Origin of the sequence: Allobosea sp. BE125 (genome assembly GCF_031456075.1) — a bacterium.
Taxonomy (GTDB): Bacteria; Pseudomonadota; Alphaproteobacteria; order Rhizobiales; family Beijerinckiaceae; genus Allobosea.
On sequence record NZ_JAVDTY010000012.1, the window covers coordinates 103,769 to 120,574 of the forward strand.

Sequence of the window (16,806 nt, forward strand, 5' to 3'; positions counted from 1 at the left end):
CGCCGGAGGTTGGAATTTTCCGGCCTTTGTCACTGTGGCCGGCTGGGAGCGCCACTGGGGGTCTGCAATGAGATCGGTAGCTTATGGCCGATACCGCCATGCGTCGCGATGCGCGCTTGCGGTTGAGGAAGTCTTCAGCATGCCGTCATCCTGCCGCAGCGACACGGCAGAAATTTACAAGCTGCGCGCTATGGCCGACAAGAATACATCTCCAGCCAGGCTGCAGGCATGTCGATCATCCCATCTTCGGTCTTACGTCTGCTCGACCGTCTGCGCGCCTCCTATACGGCCGAGCAGGCGCGCAGCCGGATGAGCCATAGGGCCGAGCTGACACCCCAGCGCTCCCTGCGCTCCTCGCGCGAGACGGATGCTGCCAGCATCGCCTCGCTCTGGCGGCAACTGCAGGCGGCCGGTGTCGCGACCGAAGCCACTGAGCCCGTTCTGGCGGACACGCAGACGCTCTCTGACGCCGCGGCTTACAGCGCGAATATCGAGGCGATGATCGGGACGTTGAAGCTGCCCGTCGGTGTCATCGGTCCGCTCGTGATCAACGGCCTCAACGCCAATGGCGCCTACTATTTGCCGCTGGCCACCACGGAAGCGGCGCTGGTTGCGTCCTATGCGCGCGGCGCGGCGGTCGCGACAAAGTCAGGCGGCGTGACGACGGCTCTGCTGAACGAGGGCGTCCTGCGCAGCCCCGGCTTCAAATTCGCCGGTCTCGTCGATGCCGGCCTGTTCGTGGACTGGGTGACGCGCAATGTCGACGATCTCCAGGCGGCGGCAGAGGCGACGACGCGTCACGGCAAGCTCATCTCGCTCGAGCCGATGATCGACAACGACATCGTCTTCCTGCTCTGCCGCTACACCACCGGCGATGCCGCAGGCCAGAACATGGTGACGATCGCGACCGACGCGCTCTGCCGCCGGATCGAGGAAACCTGCCCTATCAAGCCCTTGCACTGGTTCATCGAGGCTAATTTCTCCGGTGACAAGAAGGCCTCCTATCTCGGCCTGCTCACCGGCCGCGGCCGGAAGGTCAGCGCCAGCGTCATCATTCCAGGCCCGCTCGTCGAGAAGCACCTGCATGTCAGCGTCGACCGGATGATGGCTTATGGCGAGATGGCCAATCTCGGCGCCCTGCTCAGCGGGCAGCTCGGCGCGCAGGGGCACTATGCCAACGGGCTGGCAGCCTTCTACATCGCGACGGGGCAGGACGCCGCATGCGTCTCCGAATCGGCGGTCGGCTTCACCCGGATGGAGCGGCGCGGCGCAGATCTCTTCATCTCCGTGACGCTGCCCAACATCCTGGTCGGTTCGGTCGGCGGCGGTACAGGCTTGCCGAGCCAGTCGGCGGCGCTCTCGCTATTGGGGTTGAAGGGCACCGGCCATGGCGCCGCGCTGGCGGAGGTCGCAGCGGCTTTATGCCTGTGCGGGGAGATCTCGATCATGGGCGCGATCACTGCCGGGCATTTCGCGTCCGCCCATGACAAGCTTGCGAGGCGCAGATGAGCGCCGGCCTATCGAGCGAGCAGGCACTGCCCTTGCTGCACCGGCTCTGGATCTACCAGGCCGAACGCTTCCCGCTGGCGAAGACGTCGATCCTGCTCGTGGTCTTCACCGCGGCGAGCATCAGCGTCTCCGCCCATCTCGGCGGTCGCACGTTGCCCGCGTGGCCTGCCTTCGCGACGGCCTTTCTGGTGACGCTGATCGTCTTCTTCCAGCTGCGCGCCTGCGACGAGGTCAAGGATGCCGAGGATGACCAACGCTTCAGGCCGGAACGCCCGGTGCCGCGCGGCCTCCTCAGCTTGCGCCTGATCGTCAATCTCGGCATCGCCGGTGTCCCCGTCGCGGCGTTGGTGACGGTGCTGTTCGCGCCAGCGCTGATCTGGCCGCTGGCTCTGGTCTGGGCCTGGCTTGCCCTGATGAGTTTCGAGTTCTTCGCGCCAGCCTGGCTGAAGGCACGGCCCTTCCTCTATCTCGTCTCGCATATGGCGATCATGCCGCTGATCGACCTGTTCGTGACCGCCTGCGAATGGCTGCCACGTGCAGGTGCGCCGCCGCCGGGGCTCTGGCTTTTCCTGGCGCTCAGCTTCGTCAATGGCTGCGTCCTGGAGATCGGCCGCAAGCTCTATGGTCGTGAGAATGAGCGACCGGGCGTCGAGACCTATTCCGCTCTGCTGGGGCCCGGCCGCGCCGCTCTGGCCTGGAGCGCCTGCGCTCTCCTGGCCTATGGGCTCCTGCTCGGCGTCGGCCATGCGGTCCAGGCCTTCTTGCCGGTCGCCATCATCGGGACGGTCGCACTAGCGGCGACGCTGGCCTGCGCCCTTCGCTATGCCCGCAACCCCGTTGGCGGCACACAGAAGACGGTGGATGCGATGGCGGGCCTTTGGGTCTTGGTCTGCTATGGCGCGGCGGGCTTCGCGCCGCTGCTGGCCGGAGGCACGCTGTGAGCGGTTTCATCCTTCAAGCGCATGAAGCAGGCGATCCGGCTGTGGCCGGCGGCAAGGCCGCGGCGCTTTCGGCGCTGACGCAGGCGGGTTTCGATGTTCCGCCCTTCCTGGTCATCCTGCCCGAGGGCGTGTCCGCGCGCGGCCTCAAGGCGGAGACACGCAGGAGCCTCCAGGCCGCATTGCCGGGTCTTGGGCCCGGCCCGTTCGCCGTTCGCTCGTCGGGACGCGAGGAGGATGGTGCGAGCCATTCCCATGCCGGGCAGTTCCTCTCCCTGCTCGACATGGCCGAGCCCGAAGTGGCAACTGCGGCGCTGAAGGTCTGGCGCTCGGGCAGCACTGACAGCCTGAAAGCCTATCGCGCCTCGCGCGGCCTCGATCCGGAGGGCGGAGCGCCCGCCACCATAGTGCAGCGCCTGGTCAAGGCACGCGCGGCCGGCGTCGCCTTCTCGGCCGACCCGGTCGGCGGTCGGCGCGATCGCTTCGTCATCTCCGCCATTGCCGGCCTCGGCGACAAGCTCGTCGGCGGCGAGGTGGATGGCGACGACTATGTGATCGATGCCGCGACGGGCACGATGCTGGAGGGGCCTCCGGACGGCGTGCTCGGCACCACGGACATCGCCGCCCTCGCCGGGCTGATCGCACGGGTCGCCGCCGCGAGAGGCTCGGCCCAGGACATCGAATGGGCGTTTGAGGGCGACCGGCTCTTCCTGCTGCAGGCGCGCCCGATCACGACCCAGCTGCGTGACCCGGCCTGGCCGGACCCAACTGTGACGATCTTCGACAATTCGAACATCGTCGAGAGCTATCCCGGCCTCGTCTCGCCCTTGACCTACAGCTTCGCGCAATACGCCTATGCCCGCGTCTACCGCCGCTTCGTCGCGCTGCTCGGCGTCGCGCCTGTCCGCATAGCCGAGAGCGCGCCGATCTTCGACAACATGCTCGGACGCGTCGACGGGCGGGTCTATTACAACCTCGTCAACTGGTATCGCGCGTTGGCCTTGCTGCCGGGCTTCAGCCTCAACCGCGCCCATATGGAAACGATGATGGGCGTCAGCGAGCCGTTGCCGGCCGCGATCAGCGCCAGCATCGGACCGGGACCAGTGCGCGGCTTCGCCAGGGCGCTCGAATACGCCCGGATGGGCCGCGCCGGCTTGGGCCTCGTCGTCGAGGCGCTGCGGCTGAAACGGACGATCCGGGGCTTCTATACCAGGCTCAACGGCGCGCTGCGGGTCAAACCCGACGCCATCGCCGCCATGCCGCTCTCGGCGCTGGCGACAGAATATCGCACGATCGAGGCCCGGCTGCTCGACCGCTGGGACGCGCCGCTGGTCAACGACTTCCTCTGCATGATCGCCTTCGGCGCCTCGCGAAAACTGCTCGAGCGCTGGTGCGGGGCCGATGGCGTCGAGATCCACAACGCGGTCATGATCGGACAGGGCGACATCGTCTCGGCTGAACCGGCCCGGCGCATCGCGACGATGGGTGCGCTGGCCGCAGGCAAGCCACAGCTGATCGCGGCCCTGCAGCGTGGAGATCTGGCGGCCGCCAAGGCCGACGCTGCGCTAGGGCGCGAGATCGACGCCTATCTCGCCAAATTCTCCGATCGTTGCACGGAGGAGCTGAAGCTGGAGAGCATCACTCTCGACCAGGACCCCGCGCCGCTGCTCGCCGCAATCGCCGCCGCCGCCCTGACGCCGCGCGCAGCCCATGTCCAGAGCAGCGATGGGATGGCGGCGCTGGACCGCATCCTGAAGGATCATCCGATCCGGCGCCGGATCGCGCGCCTGATGCTGGGCTGGGCCCGCGACCGGGTCCGCGACCGCGAAAACCTGCGCTTCGAGCGCACCCGCATCTTCGGCCACGCCAGGCGCGTGCTGGTTGCCATGGGGCAACAGCTCGCCGCTCTCGATGCGATCGATGCTCCGCGCGACGTCTTCCTGCTGACCGTGCCCGAACTGCTCGGCGCAATCGAAGGCTTCGGCACGACAGCCGACCTCAAGGGTCTCGTCACCATCCGCAAGGCCGAGATGGCGCGGGCGACTGAGCGACGCGATCCGCCGGAGCGTGTCACCGTGACGGGCGCCGCCGGCCTCAGATCGGATAGCGTGGCCGTTTTGGAGGCGATACTCACCGATGCATCGGAGACCGTTCGCAAGGGCACGGGCTGTTCGGCCGGCACGGTGCGCGCCAGGGCAAGGCTGATCCGCGACCCGCGCCGGGAGGCGCTGGTCCAGGGCGAGATTCTGGTGGCGCGGCACACCGACCCCGGCTGGATCGCGGTGTTCAGCAATGCCTCGGCCATCGTCGTCGAGCGCGGCAGCCTGCTGTCGCATTCGGCGATCGTGGCGCGCGAGATGGGCATCCCCTGCGTGGTCGGGCTCAAGGGCGCGCTCGACTGGATCGTCGATGGCGAGATGATCAGCGTCGATGGCGCTTCGGGCGAAGTGGGGAAGGTCGATGGCTGAGAGCGAAATCGCCGGCAAAGCCTCCTTCGAGGCGATCCGCTATGCCCAGCTCTGGGAGGATGCCGATGTGCTGACCGCCGCGCTCGGCACAGCCCCCGGCGCCACGCTGGTCTCGATCTGCTCGGCGGGCGACAATGCGCTCGCCATGCTGACGCTCGACCCCAAGCGCGTCGTGGTCGTCGACCTGTCGCCGGCACAGATTGCCTGCCTGCGCATCCGCATCGCGGCCTATCGCTGGCTGGATCATGCCGCGTTTCTGGAACTGATGGGCTCCCGCCCGAGCGAGCGGCGCGGCACCCTGCTGGACCGCATCACGCAAGACCTGCCGGAAGCCGAGCGCGCCTTCTGGGCTGCAAGGCGGGATGACATCATCGCCCATGGGCTCGGCGGCATCGGCAAGTTCGAGCGCTATTTCCGGGTGATGCAGCGTTACCTGTTGCCGCTCGTCCATTCCCGCGAGACGATCGCGGCGATCTTCCAGCCGGGCAAGAGCCGGCGGGAGCGCGAGCTTTTCCTCGATACGCGCTGGAACAGCTGGCGCTGGAACCTGCTGCTGCGCTTCTTCTTCTCGCGCTTCACCATGGGGCGTCTCGGCCGCGACCCCGCCTTCTTCGACCATGTCGAGGGCAGCGTCGCCGACCATGTCGCCCGCCGCATCCGCCACGCCGCCGTCGATCTCGACCCGGCCCTGAACCCCTATCTGCGCTGGATCCTGACCGGCAGCCATGGCGAGGCGCTGCCGATGGCCTGGCGCGCGGAGCATTACGAGACGATCCGCGGCCGGCTCGACCGGCTCGACATCCGCCAGGGCTCGCTCGAGGCCTTCGTCTCGACCGGCGAAAAGGCCGACGGCTTCAACCTCTCGGATATTTTCGAATACATGAACCCGCAGGTTTTTGAGGCCGTCTACGGCAGCGTCGTCACTGCTGCCCATCCAGGCGCAAGGCTGGTCTACTGGAACATGATGGCGCCGCGCCGCCTGCCGCCGGCCCATGCCGGCCGCATGCTGCCTCGGCCGGATCTCGAGGCGCCGGGCAAGGCGGCCGACAAGGCGTTCTTCTACTCCGACTTCGTCGTCGAGGAGGTCCGGGCGTGAGCGTGGCGGTGAACCTGCTGCTGGTCGTGGGCTCGATCTCCGCCATGCTTGGCCTCCTGGCAGGGACGAAATGGCTCGGCCGCCGCCATGGCCTTTCGGTCGAGCTGCAGCGCAAATGCGTGCATATCGGCACCGGGCTCTATGCGCTGACCCTGCCGCTCACCTTCTCCGAACGTTGGCCGGCCGTCCTGCTGATCAGCCTGTCGCTCATCGTCCTGCTCGGCTTGCGCCTGCGCCGCTTCGCCGGCGACGGCATCAGCTCGGCCGTCCATGGCGTCGCCCGGAAATCCTATGGCGAGCTGTTCCTGGCGCTCAGCGTCGGCTTCCTGTTCTTCGCCTCGCAGGGACAGCCGGTGCTCTACGCGCTGCCAATCCTCGTGCTGACGCTTTCGGATGCGGCCGCCGCGCTCACCGGCACGCGCTATGGCCGCAAGCATTTCCAGGTCGAGGCCGGCACCAAGACCTGGGAGGGCGTCACCATGTTCTTCCTGGTCACCTGGATCCTGGCGCTGATCCTGCTCCTGCTGATGACGGAGATGGACCGATCCAAGGTCGTGCTGTTCTCGGTCATGATCGCGGCTTTTGGGGCGCTGGTGGAGGCCGATTCCTGGCGCGGTTTCGACAATCTCTTCGTGCCGATCGGCATCCATCTCCTGCTCGCCAATAATCTTAGCACCGAGCCGCTGGCGCTGGGCCTGCTCGTCGTCGCCTTCCTCGCCACGCTTGTCTTCATGCTGGCCTTCGCGCCGCTGCTCGGCCTGACCAACCACGCCGCGCGGGCCTATGCGGTGCTGGTCTTCCTGATCTGCTCCGTGACGGCGCCGCACAACGCGATCCTGCCCGTCGCAACCGTCTTCACGCATATCCTCGCCCGCAATGCGCGGCCATGCCGATCGCCCTATCCCGACCTCGACCTCATCGCCGCGATGAGCGGCACGGCGCTGTTCTGGCTGTTCCTGGGCGATTATACCGGCCAGAACGCGCTCAACGCCTATAATCTCGGCTTCGCGGGCGCGGCGATCGGGTTCTTGGCGCTGCTGCCGCGCCGGCTGATGCTGCTGACCGCGATCGGCGTCCCGGTGATCGGCGCGATCCTGTTCCTCGTCGCCGCGGCCAACCCCGCCCACAGCCAATGGCACGGCCCGCTCTGGCCCTGGGCACTGGGGTCGATGGCGCTGTGCTTCATCACAATCGCGACCATACCGGCCTGGTTCGACCGCTACCGCGCCGCACGCGTGATGGCGCTCTCGCTCGCCGTGCCGCTGACCCTGTTCCTGGCCAAGCTTGCGATGAGGACGCCGACGCTATGACGGAAATCCCCGTGGAATGCGCGATCGAGGGCGCCTCCTGCCTGATCTTCCGGGACGCGCCATCCTGGGAGGGGCGCCGCACCGCCAGCATCGGACGTTTCCGCTGTGACAGCGCCACGGCGGGCCGCGATCTGCTCGCCCGTGCCGCGGCCGATCTGGCGACTGAGGGCTTTGAGGCGCTGATCGGTCCCATGGATGGCGACACCTGGCACAGCTACCGGCTGGTGACGGAGAGCGACGGCTCGCCGCCCTTCCTGATGGAGCCGGTGAGCGGCGCCTTCGACGCCGAGGCCTTCACGACTGCCGGCTTCGCCCAGCTGTCGAGCTATGTCTCGACGCGCACGACGCTCGATGCAGCGATCTGCCCCGAGGTGGTTTCGATCGCAGGTGTTTCCGTCAAGGCTTGGGACGGCAGCGACGCTGCCGGGCTCGTCCGCCAGCTTTACGCCATGTCGGCCGCGGCCTTCCGCAACAACGCGTTCTTCAAGCCGCTCGACGAGCAGGGGTTCCTCAAGCTCTATGAACCTGTCATGCCGCTGGTCGATCCGCGCTTCGTGCTGTTCGCACGCAACGAAGCGGGCGCATTGATCGGCTTCCTGTTCGGCATGCCCGACCGGCTCGAGGGCGCAACGCCTCGGGCCGTCATCCTGAAGACCTATGCCAGCGCCCAGCGCGGCGTCGGCCATCACCTGGCCGACCATTTCCACCGCACGGCGCGCGCGGCTGGCTTCACGCACGCCATCCATGCGCTGATGCATGTCGACAATATCTCGCTGGAGCGCAGCGCTCGGCACTCAGGAACGGTCTTCCGCCGCTACGCCCTGCTCGGCCGCCTGTTGGACGCCTGAGCGCATGAACCTGCTCGACCCTTTCCTGCGGAATGCCGAGCGGCACGGCGACCGCACCGCGATCGTGGCGGGAAGCGGCGACCGGGTCAGTTTCGCCGACCTCATCACGGCATCGTCGGCCCTGGCCTCGGCCTGGCGCCGCGCCGGCATCGGCAGGGGTGACCGCGTCCTGATCGCCATGCCGCTCGGGCCTTCGCTTTATGCCGGCCTGGCCGCGCTCTGGCGGATCGGCGCGGTCGCAGTGCTGCCGGAGCCCGCGCTTGGCCTTGCGGGCCTGCGTCACGCCGCGCGCGCAGCCGCCCCAAAAGCCTATCTGAGCGCCGGCTGGTTTCGCGCGCTGCGCTATCTCGTGCCGGAACTCTGGCCGATCAGGCTCATGCTGACGCCCGACGATGCAAGCGTTCCGGGCGAACCGCTCGAGATGCTCACGCCCGAACATCCCGCGCTGATCTCGTTCACCAGCGGTTCGACCGGGCGCCCCAAGGCGATCCAGCGCAGCCATGGCTTCCTTGCGGCGCAGAGCGCCGTGCTCGCCGATCTGCTGGCGCCAAAGCGTGAGGACGAGACCGACCTCGTCGCCTTCCCGGTCTTCGTCGTCGCCAATCTCGGCCTGGGCGTGACCTCGGTGCTGCCGAGCTGGGACCTGCGCCGCCAGGACCGCACTGAGGCCGGCTCTATCGCGAGGCAGATCTCGGCCCAGCGGGTGACGCGCGCCCTGCTGCCGCCGTCGATCTGCGAGACGCTGGCGCGCACCGAGGCGCCGCTGAGGCTGGACGCGATCTTCACAGGGGGTGGACCGGTGTTTCCAGACCTCCTGGAGCGCCTCTCGGCAAAAATTCCCGGGGCCGGGATCGTGGCGGTCTACGGCTCGACCGAGGCCGAACCGATCGCCCATCTGCACCACCGTGATATCGGTCCCAACGATTGGAGCGCGATGAAATCAGGCGCCGGCCTGCTCGCGGGACACACCGTCGACGCCATCCAGATCGCGATCCTGGACGATGAGATCGTCGTCACCGGCGATCACGTCAACAAGGGGTATCTCGACCCTGCCGACGACGCCTCGACCAAGCTGAAGCGCGCCGGCCAGATCTGGCATCGGACCGGCGATTCCGGCCATCTGGACGCAGAGGGCCGCCTTTGGCTCGGTGGCCGACTCGACGGCCGGGCCGGGCAGCTTCTTCCCTTCGGCATCGAGGCGGCGTCCCGCTTCTGGCCGGGCGTGCGCCGCAGTGCGCTGGTGGAGATCGGCGGGCAGGCGCAGCTCGCAGTCGAGGGCGATCAGGACAAGATGCCGAGCTGGACGCGAGCCGCTGCCCAGATCGGGGACGTCCATGTGGTCGGGATGGAGGAGATCCCTCTCGACAGGCGTCACAGGTCGAAGGTCGACTACGTCGCCCTTCGTGCCACATTGCAGGGTCGGGCAAAATAGCCACATCGATCCCTCCGCAGCACCGGCCCTTTGAAATCGCCGAAGACCCTGAGCCCGCAGCGGCGCGGTCAGGGCAATCTGCATCATTTCAACGCCAAATGAACCGAGAATAGTCCACCTAACGTGGCCGTCATGCCGACCAAGGCAAAAATGAAGCGGAAGCACTGTCCGAAGGTCCAGGTCGCCGAGGAGTCGTTCTGGAGGTTAGTCGCGCGGCTTCCAGCCTCGGTGGCTACCACCTGCGCGTACGGCGGCATGCTCAGCCGCTCGCCATCGATCAACGCCTTCTCCGAAATCTTCACCAGCTCCGAAGCACGCGCATCGAGCTTGTAGAAGACGAATGACAAAGCCGCCAGGATGAGAGCGATCACGGCGGCAGCGGACGGCATAGTCTTAATCGTGGCGCCGACGCCTGCCGCCATGATGCCTGAGAACGCGATGAAATAGTTGAAAACTGAGATGCGCTGCTGCGCGTGCAGAGCGAAATACCGCCATGCGTGATCGAGCGCCTTATCCGGTGGCTGGATCGATCCCTCGGACGCACGATGCGCTTCGTCCCCACCCGAGCCACTCTTCACGACATCCATTCTCGATCCTCAGCGACGAAAGGGGTCGCGCTTACCTAACATGGTTACGCGAGCCCTTCGTACAAAGACGCCACGGGCGGTCTGGATAGACAGCATGAATTGGACTCCAACCGGGCTTTGCACGCAGTTGAACAGGCTATTGGTTTCCGCAGGAAGCATGCAACGTCTTGTTCTCGACGATCGCGCACGGTCATCGCGCTCGGCCGGTTCACGGGGGCGGGCGAAGCATCAGTAGGTCGCGATCATCCCAGATCTCCTTCAAGACCGCTCGACTTACGATCGTGAGCAAGGACAGCAGTGCACCCAGGATTGCGATCTTCAGCTCAAGAGCAAGACGCTCCCACCTCGTCGGGTTTTGTCTGACCTGATCTTTCCAGAAGGCGCTCGCCGTTCCGACGAAGCGCACCTGGTTGCCGCCCGGGAAGCTCCCATCGATATCGCCGATCAGAGCGTAGGAATCGATCGGATTGGGGGTCTGCGCCACCCCGTCGACCTCGAAGCGAACGAAGTTTCCGCGGAGCTGAATGACCTCCAACTTGCCGTCCCGACCGATCCGCGAGCTTTTGTCGTCGCCATAGGACAGGCGGATCCATCCGCCGTCGCCATCGACCGATAGCGAAATATCGTCGCCGATCGTTGCATCGCCAGAGACGAGATTGCGCGTCAACCGAAGAAGAACGCCCGGATCGAGGGGTGGATTCCTGAGCACCCTTTTTTCCGATCGCATCAGTTGTCGGATAGGGATCGGCCTGCAGGCCGACCGCTTCGTCTCGGTGGTCCTCGTCGGCGCGGCGATATCGATATCCAAGGGCTTATCGTCGACGCTAAGCCGGAGCCGTTGCCCCGACAGCTTCGGCCGGTCTTCCGAACCATCGATCAAGATGGCGGACAGATAGTAGGCATGGTCCGCCACCTTTCGGGAGATGTTGAGTTTGGTTTCGGCCCCGACGAACTGGGTTACTCTTCGAGTGGAAGCCGCGCTGTCGTCACCTCCGGACAGATAGAAGAGTATCGGCGTATCAGCCTTCAATTCGGCACGCCCGAATGACGTCGAAAGGCTCGGAACGGTGAGGTTGGAATAGCCCTCGCCGAAGGCGAGATTGACTTTAGAAACCCGGCCGAGGGAAAAGCCCTCTGTGTTGCGGCCCTTGTAGGCCACCGCCTCTTCGGCCGTGCAACCATCGTAGAACTCGACCGAAGCGCTGAACGCGCCGGCCCGTTGCGATTTCCATTCTGATCTCAGGTTACCCTTGGGGTGGAGCCAATTGATGGAAGCCTGACTGGCCTCACCCGGTATCATCCGAAATTCCGACTGCGGCCGCCTTTCGGTTGGCTTGGCCGTGACGAACATCCCATCCGCCGGGTTGGAGACCACGGCATCGAACCTAACAGGCGTCGGTCGATAGAGAGCCTCGACCAGGACGTAGGTCGAGACATTGATTGCAAGTCCGAAGACCACCACCGTCAAGGTCGCCGCCGCGGAACGCCTCCAAGTTTGAAATGGCAGATGCCGGTATACCGTATCCGCCAATAGCATGATCGATACGATCAGGGCCGCTGCGACGAAGCCTCCCGCGCAATCGGCCATGGCGATGCCGATGGCCCGATCGCCGTTCGCTCGATCGAAGACAAGCAAGAACAACAGATCCACACAAACCAATATAAATACTAGAGAAAAAATAAGTGTAAAAAACAGGTCTTTAGCTTTTGACCGGATTGAAGCGATCAAAGCGACTAAAACACTGATTATAAATAGTTGGTAAGTTATGCTACCGTATAACCACGTAGACAAGCTTGGGAAATGGATCAAGCTGCTTTTGTAAGCGGATTCATAAATCGACGCAGCCCCGCTGCTTATAAAAAGAGATACATAATAAAATATAATTGGGCCTGGTGATATCACCAGAAAAATCGCCAGTATCAGATTTACTAGCGCAAATCGCCTATCGTAAATCCCGACCAATACCTCGCGAGAGAGTGGGATCTTGATTTTCCGTATCGCTCGGAAAGCCGAATGGGCTAGCAGTCGAGGTCTCCTGAACATTCTTGCGACCAGACCTCATGACCTCCTCCAAAAACCGCTGAGACGGAATCGATGGATGGGCGTTTCTCGCGTTAAACTGGGTATATTCCGATCGTTCGCCTGTGGAAAGATAGCTCGACTTCTGGCACGTACGAGAATCGTGGATCGACGCCCACGCCCGACCCGACAACGTCTACTTCCGTGCGATGCGTCGGCGTCAGCATTTGCCGCTGCGAGCGTCCTATTCCCTAATCTGCCCAGCGCCCCGCTTGGGTCGAATGCTGCCAATCCGCCTTGCAGTGCTGAGTGTCAGGTTTCAGGCAGTGCTTCAATGTCCGCCCTAGGTCGATTTCGACTTCGACATACTCCGCGGCAAGGCCCGCTTTCGGGCAAGGAGCCAGAGTCCGTCTCTCGCGCGTTTCGGACGCTGGAGGCGCCGACAGTTCACATGTCGTCGCCGATTCTGCGCCGGCTGCACTCGCGACATTGAATGCCCGCGCAATCGACAGTTTCAGCGGCAGCTTCCGTGATCGCAGCGTCATTGCGGAATCACGAATCGGCATCGGTGATTTCATCGCCGTAACGATCTGGGAGGCGGGCGCCGGCGGCCTGTTCTCCGCGCCGCTGTCGACCGACCGATTCACGCCGGGGTCGCGTACGGCAACGATCCCGGAGCAGGCTGTTGCCCGCGACGGAACCATCTCCGTCCCCTATGCCGGCCGCGTCAGAGTGGCAGGCAAGACTGCGGCGGAGGTTCAGGAGACGATCGAGGAGCGGCTCGCCGGCAAGGCGATCCAGCCGCAGATCCTGGTCACGATGAGCAAGCAGATCAGCAACACCGTCGCCGTCACCGGCGAGGTCGCATCAGGTGGCCGCATTCCGCTGTCCAACAAAGGCGACCGGGTCCTCGAAGTGATTGCCGCAGCCGGCGGCATTCGCGCCCCTGTCAACGAGACGGAAGTCCGCCTGACGCGGGGCCCGCGGACGCTCGCTGTCCCGATGATCACGATCGTCAACAATCCCAACGAGAACATCTATCTCCGCGGCGGCGATACGCTGACCCTGGTGCGCAACCCGAGGACCTTCATCGCTGCGGGCGCGACCGGCCGGAACGCCGAGATCCCATTCGAGGCCGACGCCATGAACCTCGCCCAGGCGCTGGCTAAAGCCGGCGGCCTGCTCGACTTCCGCGCCGATCCCGAAGGCGTGTTTCTGTACCGGTTCGAATCGGCGGAGACGCTTCGGCGCATCAAGCCGGATAGTCCGCTCCTCGCCTATGGCCGGCAGGTCCCGGTCATCTATCGCGTGAACCTGCGTGACCCGAACGGGCTCTTTGTTGCGCAAGGGCTGCGCATGCAGCGCGGGGATATCCTCTACGTCTCGAATGCGCCGCTGACGGACGTGCAGAAGGCGTTCTCGATCTTCCAGAGCCTGGCGTCGCCTGCGGTGCAAGGCGTCAGCATTGCCTCCGGATACCGATAACAGCTCGACCGTCCCAAGCCCGTGCGAGGGCTTCAGGAATTACTCAGCACCGCGACGGCATAGACGCAGGTCCGGTCGCTCTCGTTCTTGAAGACGCAATCGCTGGGAGGGCCGAGCTCGAGGCAATCGTCTTCCTTCATCTCGTGCCGCGTCTGCCCTTCCACGAAGACGAGCTCTCCATCCAGCACCCAGATCAGTTGGCGCATGAAGGCGTAGGCCGAGGCGGGCATCGGCACCTCCTTCCCGGCCGGCAATTCGATGCGCACCAGGTCGAGCGGCAGGTCAGAGCGCGGCGAGACATGGCGGCGCACATAGCCGGTCTGCGGATCGACCCATAGCGGCTGATCGGCCTTGCGCAGGAGCCGCCCCTGCTGCATCTCCGCCCGCGCCATCAACGTCGACATGCTCAGGCCGAAGGCTCCGGAGAGCTTGCCAAGCAAGGTCGCCGTCGGGCTGCTCTCCGCTCGCTCCACCTTGAAGATCATGGCGCGGGATACCGACGCCTTTTCGGCAAGATCGGACAGCGACCAGCCCCTGCCCTCCCGCTCGATGCGAATGCGAGCGCCAATGCGCTGATCGATGCCGTCAGATTTTGCCATGCGTGATACTATAGTGGACGGATCCGCAAAATCAAAAGCGGATGACGGTCGGTATCCCCTCCCCGATGCAAGCCGCTCCCGCCCGACACTCCGCCATCGGCGAAAGCCGGTCTTGCCGCACATTTCCCTCGCGCCGACGGCGGTTGACTCGCCCCGGTCGATCCTGCTGTCTGCAGGCGAGCGCGACGATGCGCGGTTGGCAAGGGATGGTGCTGTCGTTGAGCGTCCAGGACAGTTCGACCGGCTCGGGAGCTCCGGGGGAGACCCGCAAAACACTGGAGATCGCGCTCGGCCGTCAGATCCGCGCGATCCGGCGCTCGCATGATTTGTCGGTCGCCGATCTCGCGACGGCTGCCGGGATTTCGGCCGGCATGCTGTCGAAGATCGAGAACGGGCAGATCTCGCCCTCGCTCAACACGATCGCGGCCATCGCCGCCAGCGTCAACGTGCCGATCAGCACGCTCTTTGCCGCCTTCGAGGAGAAGAGCGACTGCTCCTATGTGCCGGCCGGCAAGGGCGTCAACATCGAGCGGCGCGGCACCAAGGCCGGGCATGTCTATGAGCTTCTGGGCCATGCGCTTGGCGGCGATGTGGTGGTCGAACCCTATCTCATCACGCTGCGCGAGGACGCCTCGCCCTTCACCGGCTTCCAGCATGCCGGCGTCGAGTTCATCTACATGCTCAGCGGCGAGGTGGTCTATCGGCATGCCGAGGGGCGCTATCGCTTGAAGCCGGGCGACGCGCTCTTGTTCGACTCCGGGGCGCTGCATGGGCCGGAGGAGTTCGTGCAATTGCCGATGACCTATCTGTCGATCATCGTCTATCCGCGCCAGGCGCCTTAGATTTCTTGACAAGAACTTTTGTTTCTTGACAGGATAAGTACCCATGCTAGGACTCTGCCCATGACGGGAGGGTCACATGTGCGGGATCGTCGGCTTATTCATCAAGGCGCCTGAGCTTGAGCAAGATCTAGGCCGGCTCCTCTCCGCCATGCTCGAGACGATGAGCGATCGCGGGCCCGACAGCGCGGGCTTCGCCATCTACGGCGCGGACAAGGCCGACCTCGTCAAGCTGACGCTCAGCCATTCCGACCCTGCCGCCTTGGAGCGTCTCGCCGCCGAGCTCGACGCCCATCTCGGCTATCCCGCGGAGCTTACTATCCGCTCCAACCATCTCATCGTCTCGGTCCGCCGCGCCGACGAGGAGCGCGCGCGTGCCTTCGCGACTGCTGCAGGCCTGCGCGTCGTCGGGGCCGGCAAGCGCATGGAGATCTTCAAGGAGGTCGGGCTTCCCATCCAGGTCGCGGAGCAGTTCGGCCTCTCCGGCATGTCCGGCACGCACGGCATCGGCCATACCCGCATGGCAACTGAATCCGCCGTGACCACGAACGGCGCCCATCCCTTCTCGACCGGGCGGGACCAATGCCTCGTGCATAACGGCTCGCTCTCGAACCACAATTCGGTGCGGCGCGAGCTGACGCGCGAGGGCCTGTCCTTCGAGACCGAGAACGACAGCGAGGTCGCCGCCGGCTACCTGACCTGGCGCATGCGCGAGGGTGCGTCGCTGCGCGTGGCGCTGGAGGACAGCCTTAAGGCGCTGGACGGTTTCTACACCTTCGTGGTCGGCACCGAGAACGGCTTTGCCGTGCTGCGCGACCCTGTCTCCTGCAAGCCGGCGGTGATGGCGGAGACCAAGGACTATGTCGCATTCGGCTCGGAGTACCGGGCTCTTGCCGGCCTGCCCGGCATCGAAAGCGCCCATATCTTCGAGCCTGAACCAGCCAAGGTCTACGCCTGGGAGCGCGCCTGATGCCTGTCGTCGACCTCGCAACGGTTCCGCTGCGCTCGCTGAACGCGGATCTGCACAAGCTGCCCCAGAACACCAATGAGACGCATTGGACGATCAGGAATCCCGGCGGCAAACACGCTCTGGCGGTTGGGCTCGACGCGCCGGTGACCGTCGAGATCGAGGGGCATGTCGGCTATTATTGCGGCGGCATGAACAAGGAAGCCAGGATCGTGGTCGCCGGCAATGCCGGGGTCGGCGTCGGCGAGAACATGATGTCGGGCGAAATCCGCATCAAGGGCGACGCCAGCCAGGCGGCCGGCGCCACCGGGCGGGGCGGCCTTCTCGTCATCGAGGGTGATGCCTCGGCCCGCTGCGGCATCTCGATGAAGGGCATCGACATCGTCGTGAAGGGCTCGATCGGCCCAATGAGCGCCTTCATGGCGCAGGAGGGCAACCTCGTCGTGCTCGGCGATGCCGGCGAGGCGCTGGGCGATTCCATCTACGAGGCCAGGCTCTTCGTGCGCGGCACGGTGAGGAGCCTCGGTGCCGATTGCGTGGAGAAGCCGATGGAGGCCGCCGACCGCACGGCGCTGGCCGGCGTCATCGCGCGCGCGGGCCTCGGCGACGACGTCTCGCCGGACGAGTTCAAGCTCTACGGCTCCGCCCGCACCCTCTACCATTTCCACGTCGACAACGCCTCGGCGTATTGAGCGAGCCCCCCATGAC

At 65.2% G+C, this 16,806-nt stretch carries 14 protein-coding genes and 1 pseudogene; 12 read left to right on the plus strand and 3 right to left on the minus strand.

Annotated features, from left to right (window positions below):
* Nucleotides 1–228: 228 nt before the first annotated feature.
* The 7 genes from J2Y55_RS23790 to J2Y55_RS23820 are packed head-to-tail and all read left to right on the plus strand — an operon-like array spanning nucleotide 229 to nucleotide 9,601.
* Nucleotides 229–1,509: a hydroxymethylglutaryl-CoA reductase gene (locus J2Y55_RS23790; RefSeq protein WP_310158510.1), complete on the plus strand. Its 1,281-nt coding sequence runs from the start codon at nucleotides 229–231 to the stop codon at nucleotides 1,507–1,509.
* Entirely contained in the window at nucleotides 1,506–2,450 is a 945-nt protein-coding gene (locus J2Y55_RS23795) for a UbiA family prenyltransferase (protein WP_310158511.1), read from the plus strand. Before J2Y55_RS23790 ends, J2Y55_RS23795 begins: the two co-directional genes overlap by 4 nt.
* Nucleotides 2,447–4,915 (plus strand): PEP/pyruvate-binding domain-containing protein, encoded by a 2,469-nt coding sequence (locus J2Y55_RS23800; RefSeq protein WP_310158512.1) that lies wholly within the window; start codon nucleotides 2,447–2,449, stop codon nucleotides 4,913–4,915. Before J2Y55_RS23795 ends, J2Y55_RS23800 begins: the two co-directional genes overlap by 4 nt.
* Nucleotides 4,908–6,011, plus strand: a complete 1,104-nt coding sequence (locus J2Y55_RS23805; protein ID WP_310158513.1) for a BtaA family protein — start codon at nucleotides 4,908–4,910, stop codon at nucleotides 6,009–6,011. Before J2Y55_RS23800 ends, J2Y55_RS23805 begins: the two co-directional genes overlap by 8 nt.
* Nucleotides 6,008–7,321, plus strand: a complete 1,314-nt coding sequence (locus J2Y55_RS23810) for a diacylglycerol/polyprenol kinase family protein (RefSeq protein WP_310158515.1) — start codon at nucleotides 6,008–6,010, stop codon at nucleotides 7,319–7,321. Before J2Y55_RS23805 ends, J2Y55_RS23810 begins: the two co-directional genes overlap by 4 nt.
* Complete coding sequence (locus J2Y55_RS23815; RefSeq protein ID WP_310158516.1) at nucleotides 7,318–8,169, plus strand: hypothetical protein; 852 nt, start codon at nucleotides 7,318–7,320, stop codon at nucleotides 8,167–8,169. The genes J2Y55_RS23810 and J2Y55_RS23815 overlap by 4 nt, the downstream gene beginning before the upstream one ends.
* Before the next feature lie 4 nt (nucleotides 8,170–8,173).
* Nucleotides 8,174–9,601 (plus strand): AMP-binding protein, encoded by a 1,428-nt coding sequence (locus tag J2Y55_RS23820; protein ID WP_310158518.1) that lies wholly within the window; start codon nucleotides 8,174–8,176, stop codon nucleotides 9,599–9,601.
* 83 nt (nucleotides 9,602–9,684) lie between these two features.
* Here the strand turns inward: J2Y55_RS23820 and J2Y55_RS23825 are convergent, their stop codons facing one another.
* Nucleotides 9,685–10,188 carry a hypothetical protein gene (locus J2Y55_RS23825; protein WP_310158519.1) on the minus strand — a complete coding sequence of 168 codons (504 nt, stop codon included), beginning with the start codon at nucleotides 10,186–10,188 and terminating at the stop codon, nucleotides 9,685–9,687.
* A 208-nt stretch (nucleotides 10,189–10,396) separates the two neighbouring features.
* Nucleotides 10,397–11,824, minus strand: coding sequence for a hypothetical protein (locus tag J2Y55_RS23830; RefSeq protein WP_310158521.1), 1,428 nt, complete (start codon nucleotides 11,822–11,824; stop codon nucleotides 10,397–10,399).
* Nucleotides 11,825–12,517: 693 nt separating this feature from the next.
* Between J2Y55_RS23830 and J2Y55_RS23835 the strand changes: the two are divergent.
* Nucleotides 12,518–13,018 (plus strand): annotated as a pseudogene (locus J2Y55_RS23835) (polysaccharide biosynthesis/export family protein); the annotation flags it as partial.
* A 9-nt stretch (nucleotides 13,019–13,027) separates the two neighbouring features.
* Nucleotides 13,028–13,693 carry an SLBB domain-containing protein gene (locus J2Y55_RS23840; RefSeq protein WP_310158680.1) on the plus strand — a complete coding sequence of 222 codons (666 nt, stop codon included), beginning with the start codon at nucleotides 13,028–13,030 and terminating at the stop codon, nucleotides 13,691–13,693.
* 32 nt (nucleotides 13,694–13,725) lie between these two features.
* Here J2Y55_RS23840 and J2Y55_RS23845 read toward each other — a convergent pair whose 3' ends face one another.
* Complete coding sequence (locus tag J2Y55_RS23845) at nucleotides 13,726–14,292, minus strand: helix-turn-helix domain-containing protein (RefSeq protein WP_310158522.1); 567 nt, start codon at nucleotides 14,290–14,292, stop codon at nucleotides 13,726–13,728.
* A 188-nt stretch (nucleotides 14,293–14,480) separates the two neighbouring features.
* Here J2Y55_RS23845 and J2Y55_RS23850 point away from each other — a divergent pair, with 188 nt between their 5' ends.
* From J2Y55_RS23850 to J2Y55_RS23860, 3 genes are all read left to right on the plus strand, one after another.
* The gene (locus J2Y55_RS23850) at nucleotides 14,481–15,134 is read left to right on the plus strand and encodes a helix-turn-helix domain-containing protein (protein WP_310158524.1); all 654 of its coding nucleotides are present in this window, start codon (nucleotides 14,481–14,483) and stop codon (nucleotides 15,132–15,134) included.
* 76 nt (nucleotides 15,135–15,210) lie between these two features.
* Entirely contained in the window at nucleotides 15,211–16,101 is an 891-nt protein-coding gene (locus J2Y55_RS23855; RefSeq protein WP_310158526.1) for a class II glutamine amidotransferase, read from the plus strand.
* Complete coding sequence (locus tag J2Y55_RS23860; protein WP_310158527.1) at nucleotides 16,101–16,790, plus strand: GltB/FmdC/FwdC-like GXGXG domain-containing protein; 690 nt, start codon at nucleotides 16,101–16,103, stop codon at nucleotides 16,788–16,790. The genes J2Y55_RS23855 and J2Y55_RS23860 overlap by 1 nt, the downstream gene beginning before the upstream one ends.
* Nucleotides 16,791–16,806: the final 16 nt, after the last annotated feature.

Coding starts and splice junctions, on each gene's coding strand:
- J2Y55_RS23840 (WP_310158680.1), top strand. CDS start 13,028: ATGAGCAAGCAGATCAGCAACACCGTCGCCGTCACCGGCGAGGTCGCA.
- J2Y55_RS23790 (WP_310158510.1), top strand. CDS start 229: ATGTCGATCATCCCATCTTCGGTCTTACGTCTGCTCGACCGTCTGCGC.
- J2Y55_RS23805 (WP_310158513.1), top strand. CDS start 4,908: ATGGCTGAGAGCGAAATCGCCGGCAAAGCCTCCTTCGAGGCGATCCGC.
- J2Y55_RS23795 (WP_310158511.1), top strand. CDS start 1,506: ATGAGCGCCGGCCTATCGAGCGAGCAGGCACTGCCCTTGCTGCACCGG.
- J2Y55_RS23855 (WP_310158526.1), top strand. CDS start 15,211: ATGTGCGGGATCGTCGGCTTATTCATCAAGGCGCCTGAGCTTGAGCAA.
- J2Y55_RS23815 (WP_310158516.1), top strand. CDS start 7,318: ATGACGGAAATCCCCGTGGAATGCGCGATCGAGGGCGCCTCCTGCCTG.
- J2Y55_RS23850 (WP_310158524.1), top strand. CDS start 14,481: ATGCGCGGTTGGCAAGGGATGGTGCTGTCGTTGAGCGTCCAGGACAGT.
- J2Y55_RS23825 (WP_310158519.1), bottom strand. CDS start 10,188: ATGGATGTCGTGAAGAGTGGCTCGGGTGGGGACGAAGCGCATCGTGCG.
- J2Y55_RS23845 (WP_310158522.1), bottom strand. CDS start 14,292: ATGGCAAAATCTGACGGCATCGATCAGCGCATTGGCGCTCGCATTCGC.
- J2Y55_RS23820 (WP_310158518.1), top strand. CDS start 8,174: ATGAACCTGCTCGACCCTTTCCTGCGGAATGCCGAGCGGCACGGCGAC.
- J2Y55_RS23860 (WP_310158527.1), top strand. CDS start 16,101: ATGCCTGTCGTCGACCTCGCAACGGTTCCGCTGCGCTCGCTGAACGCG.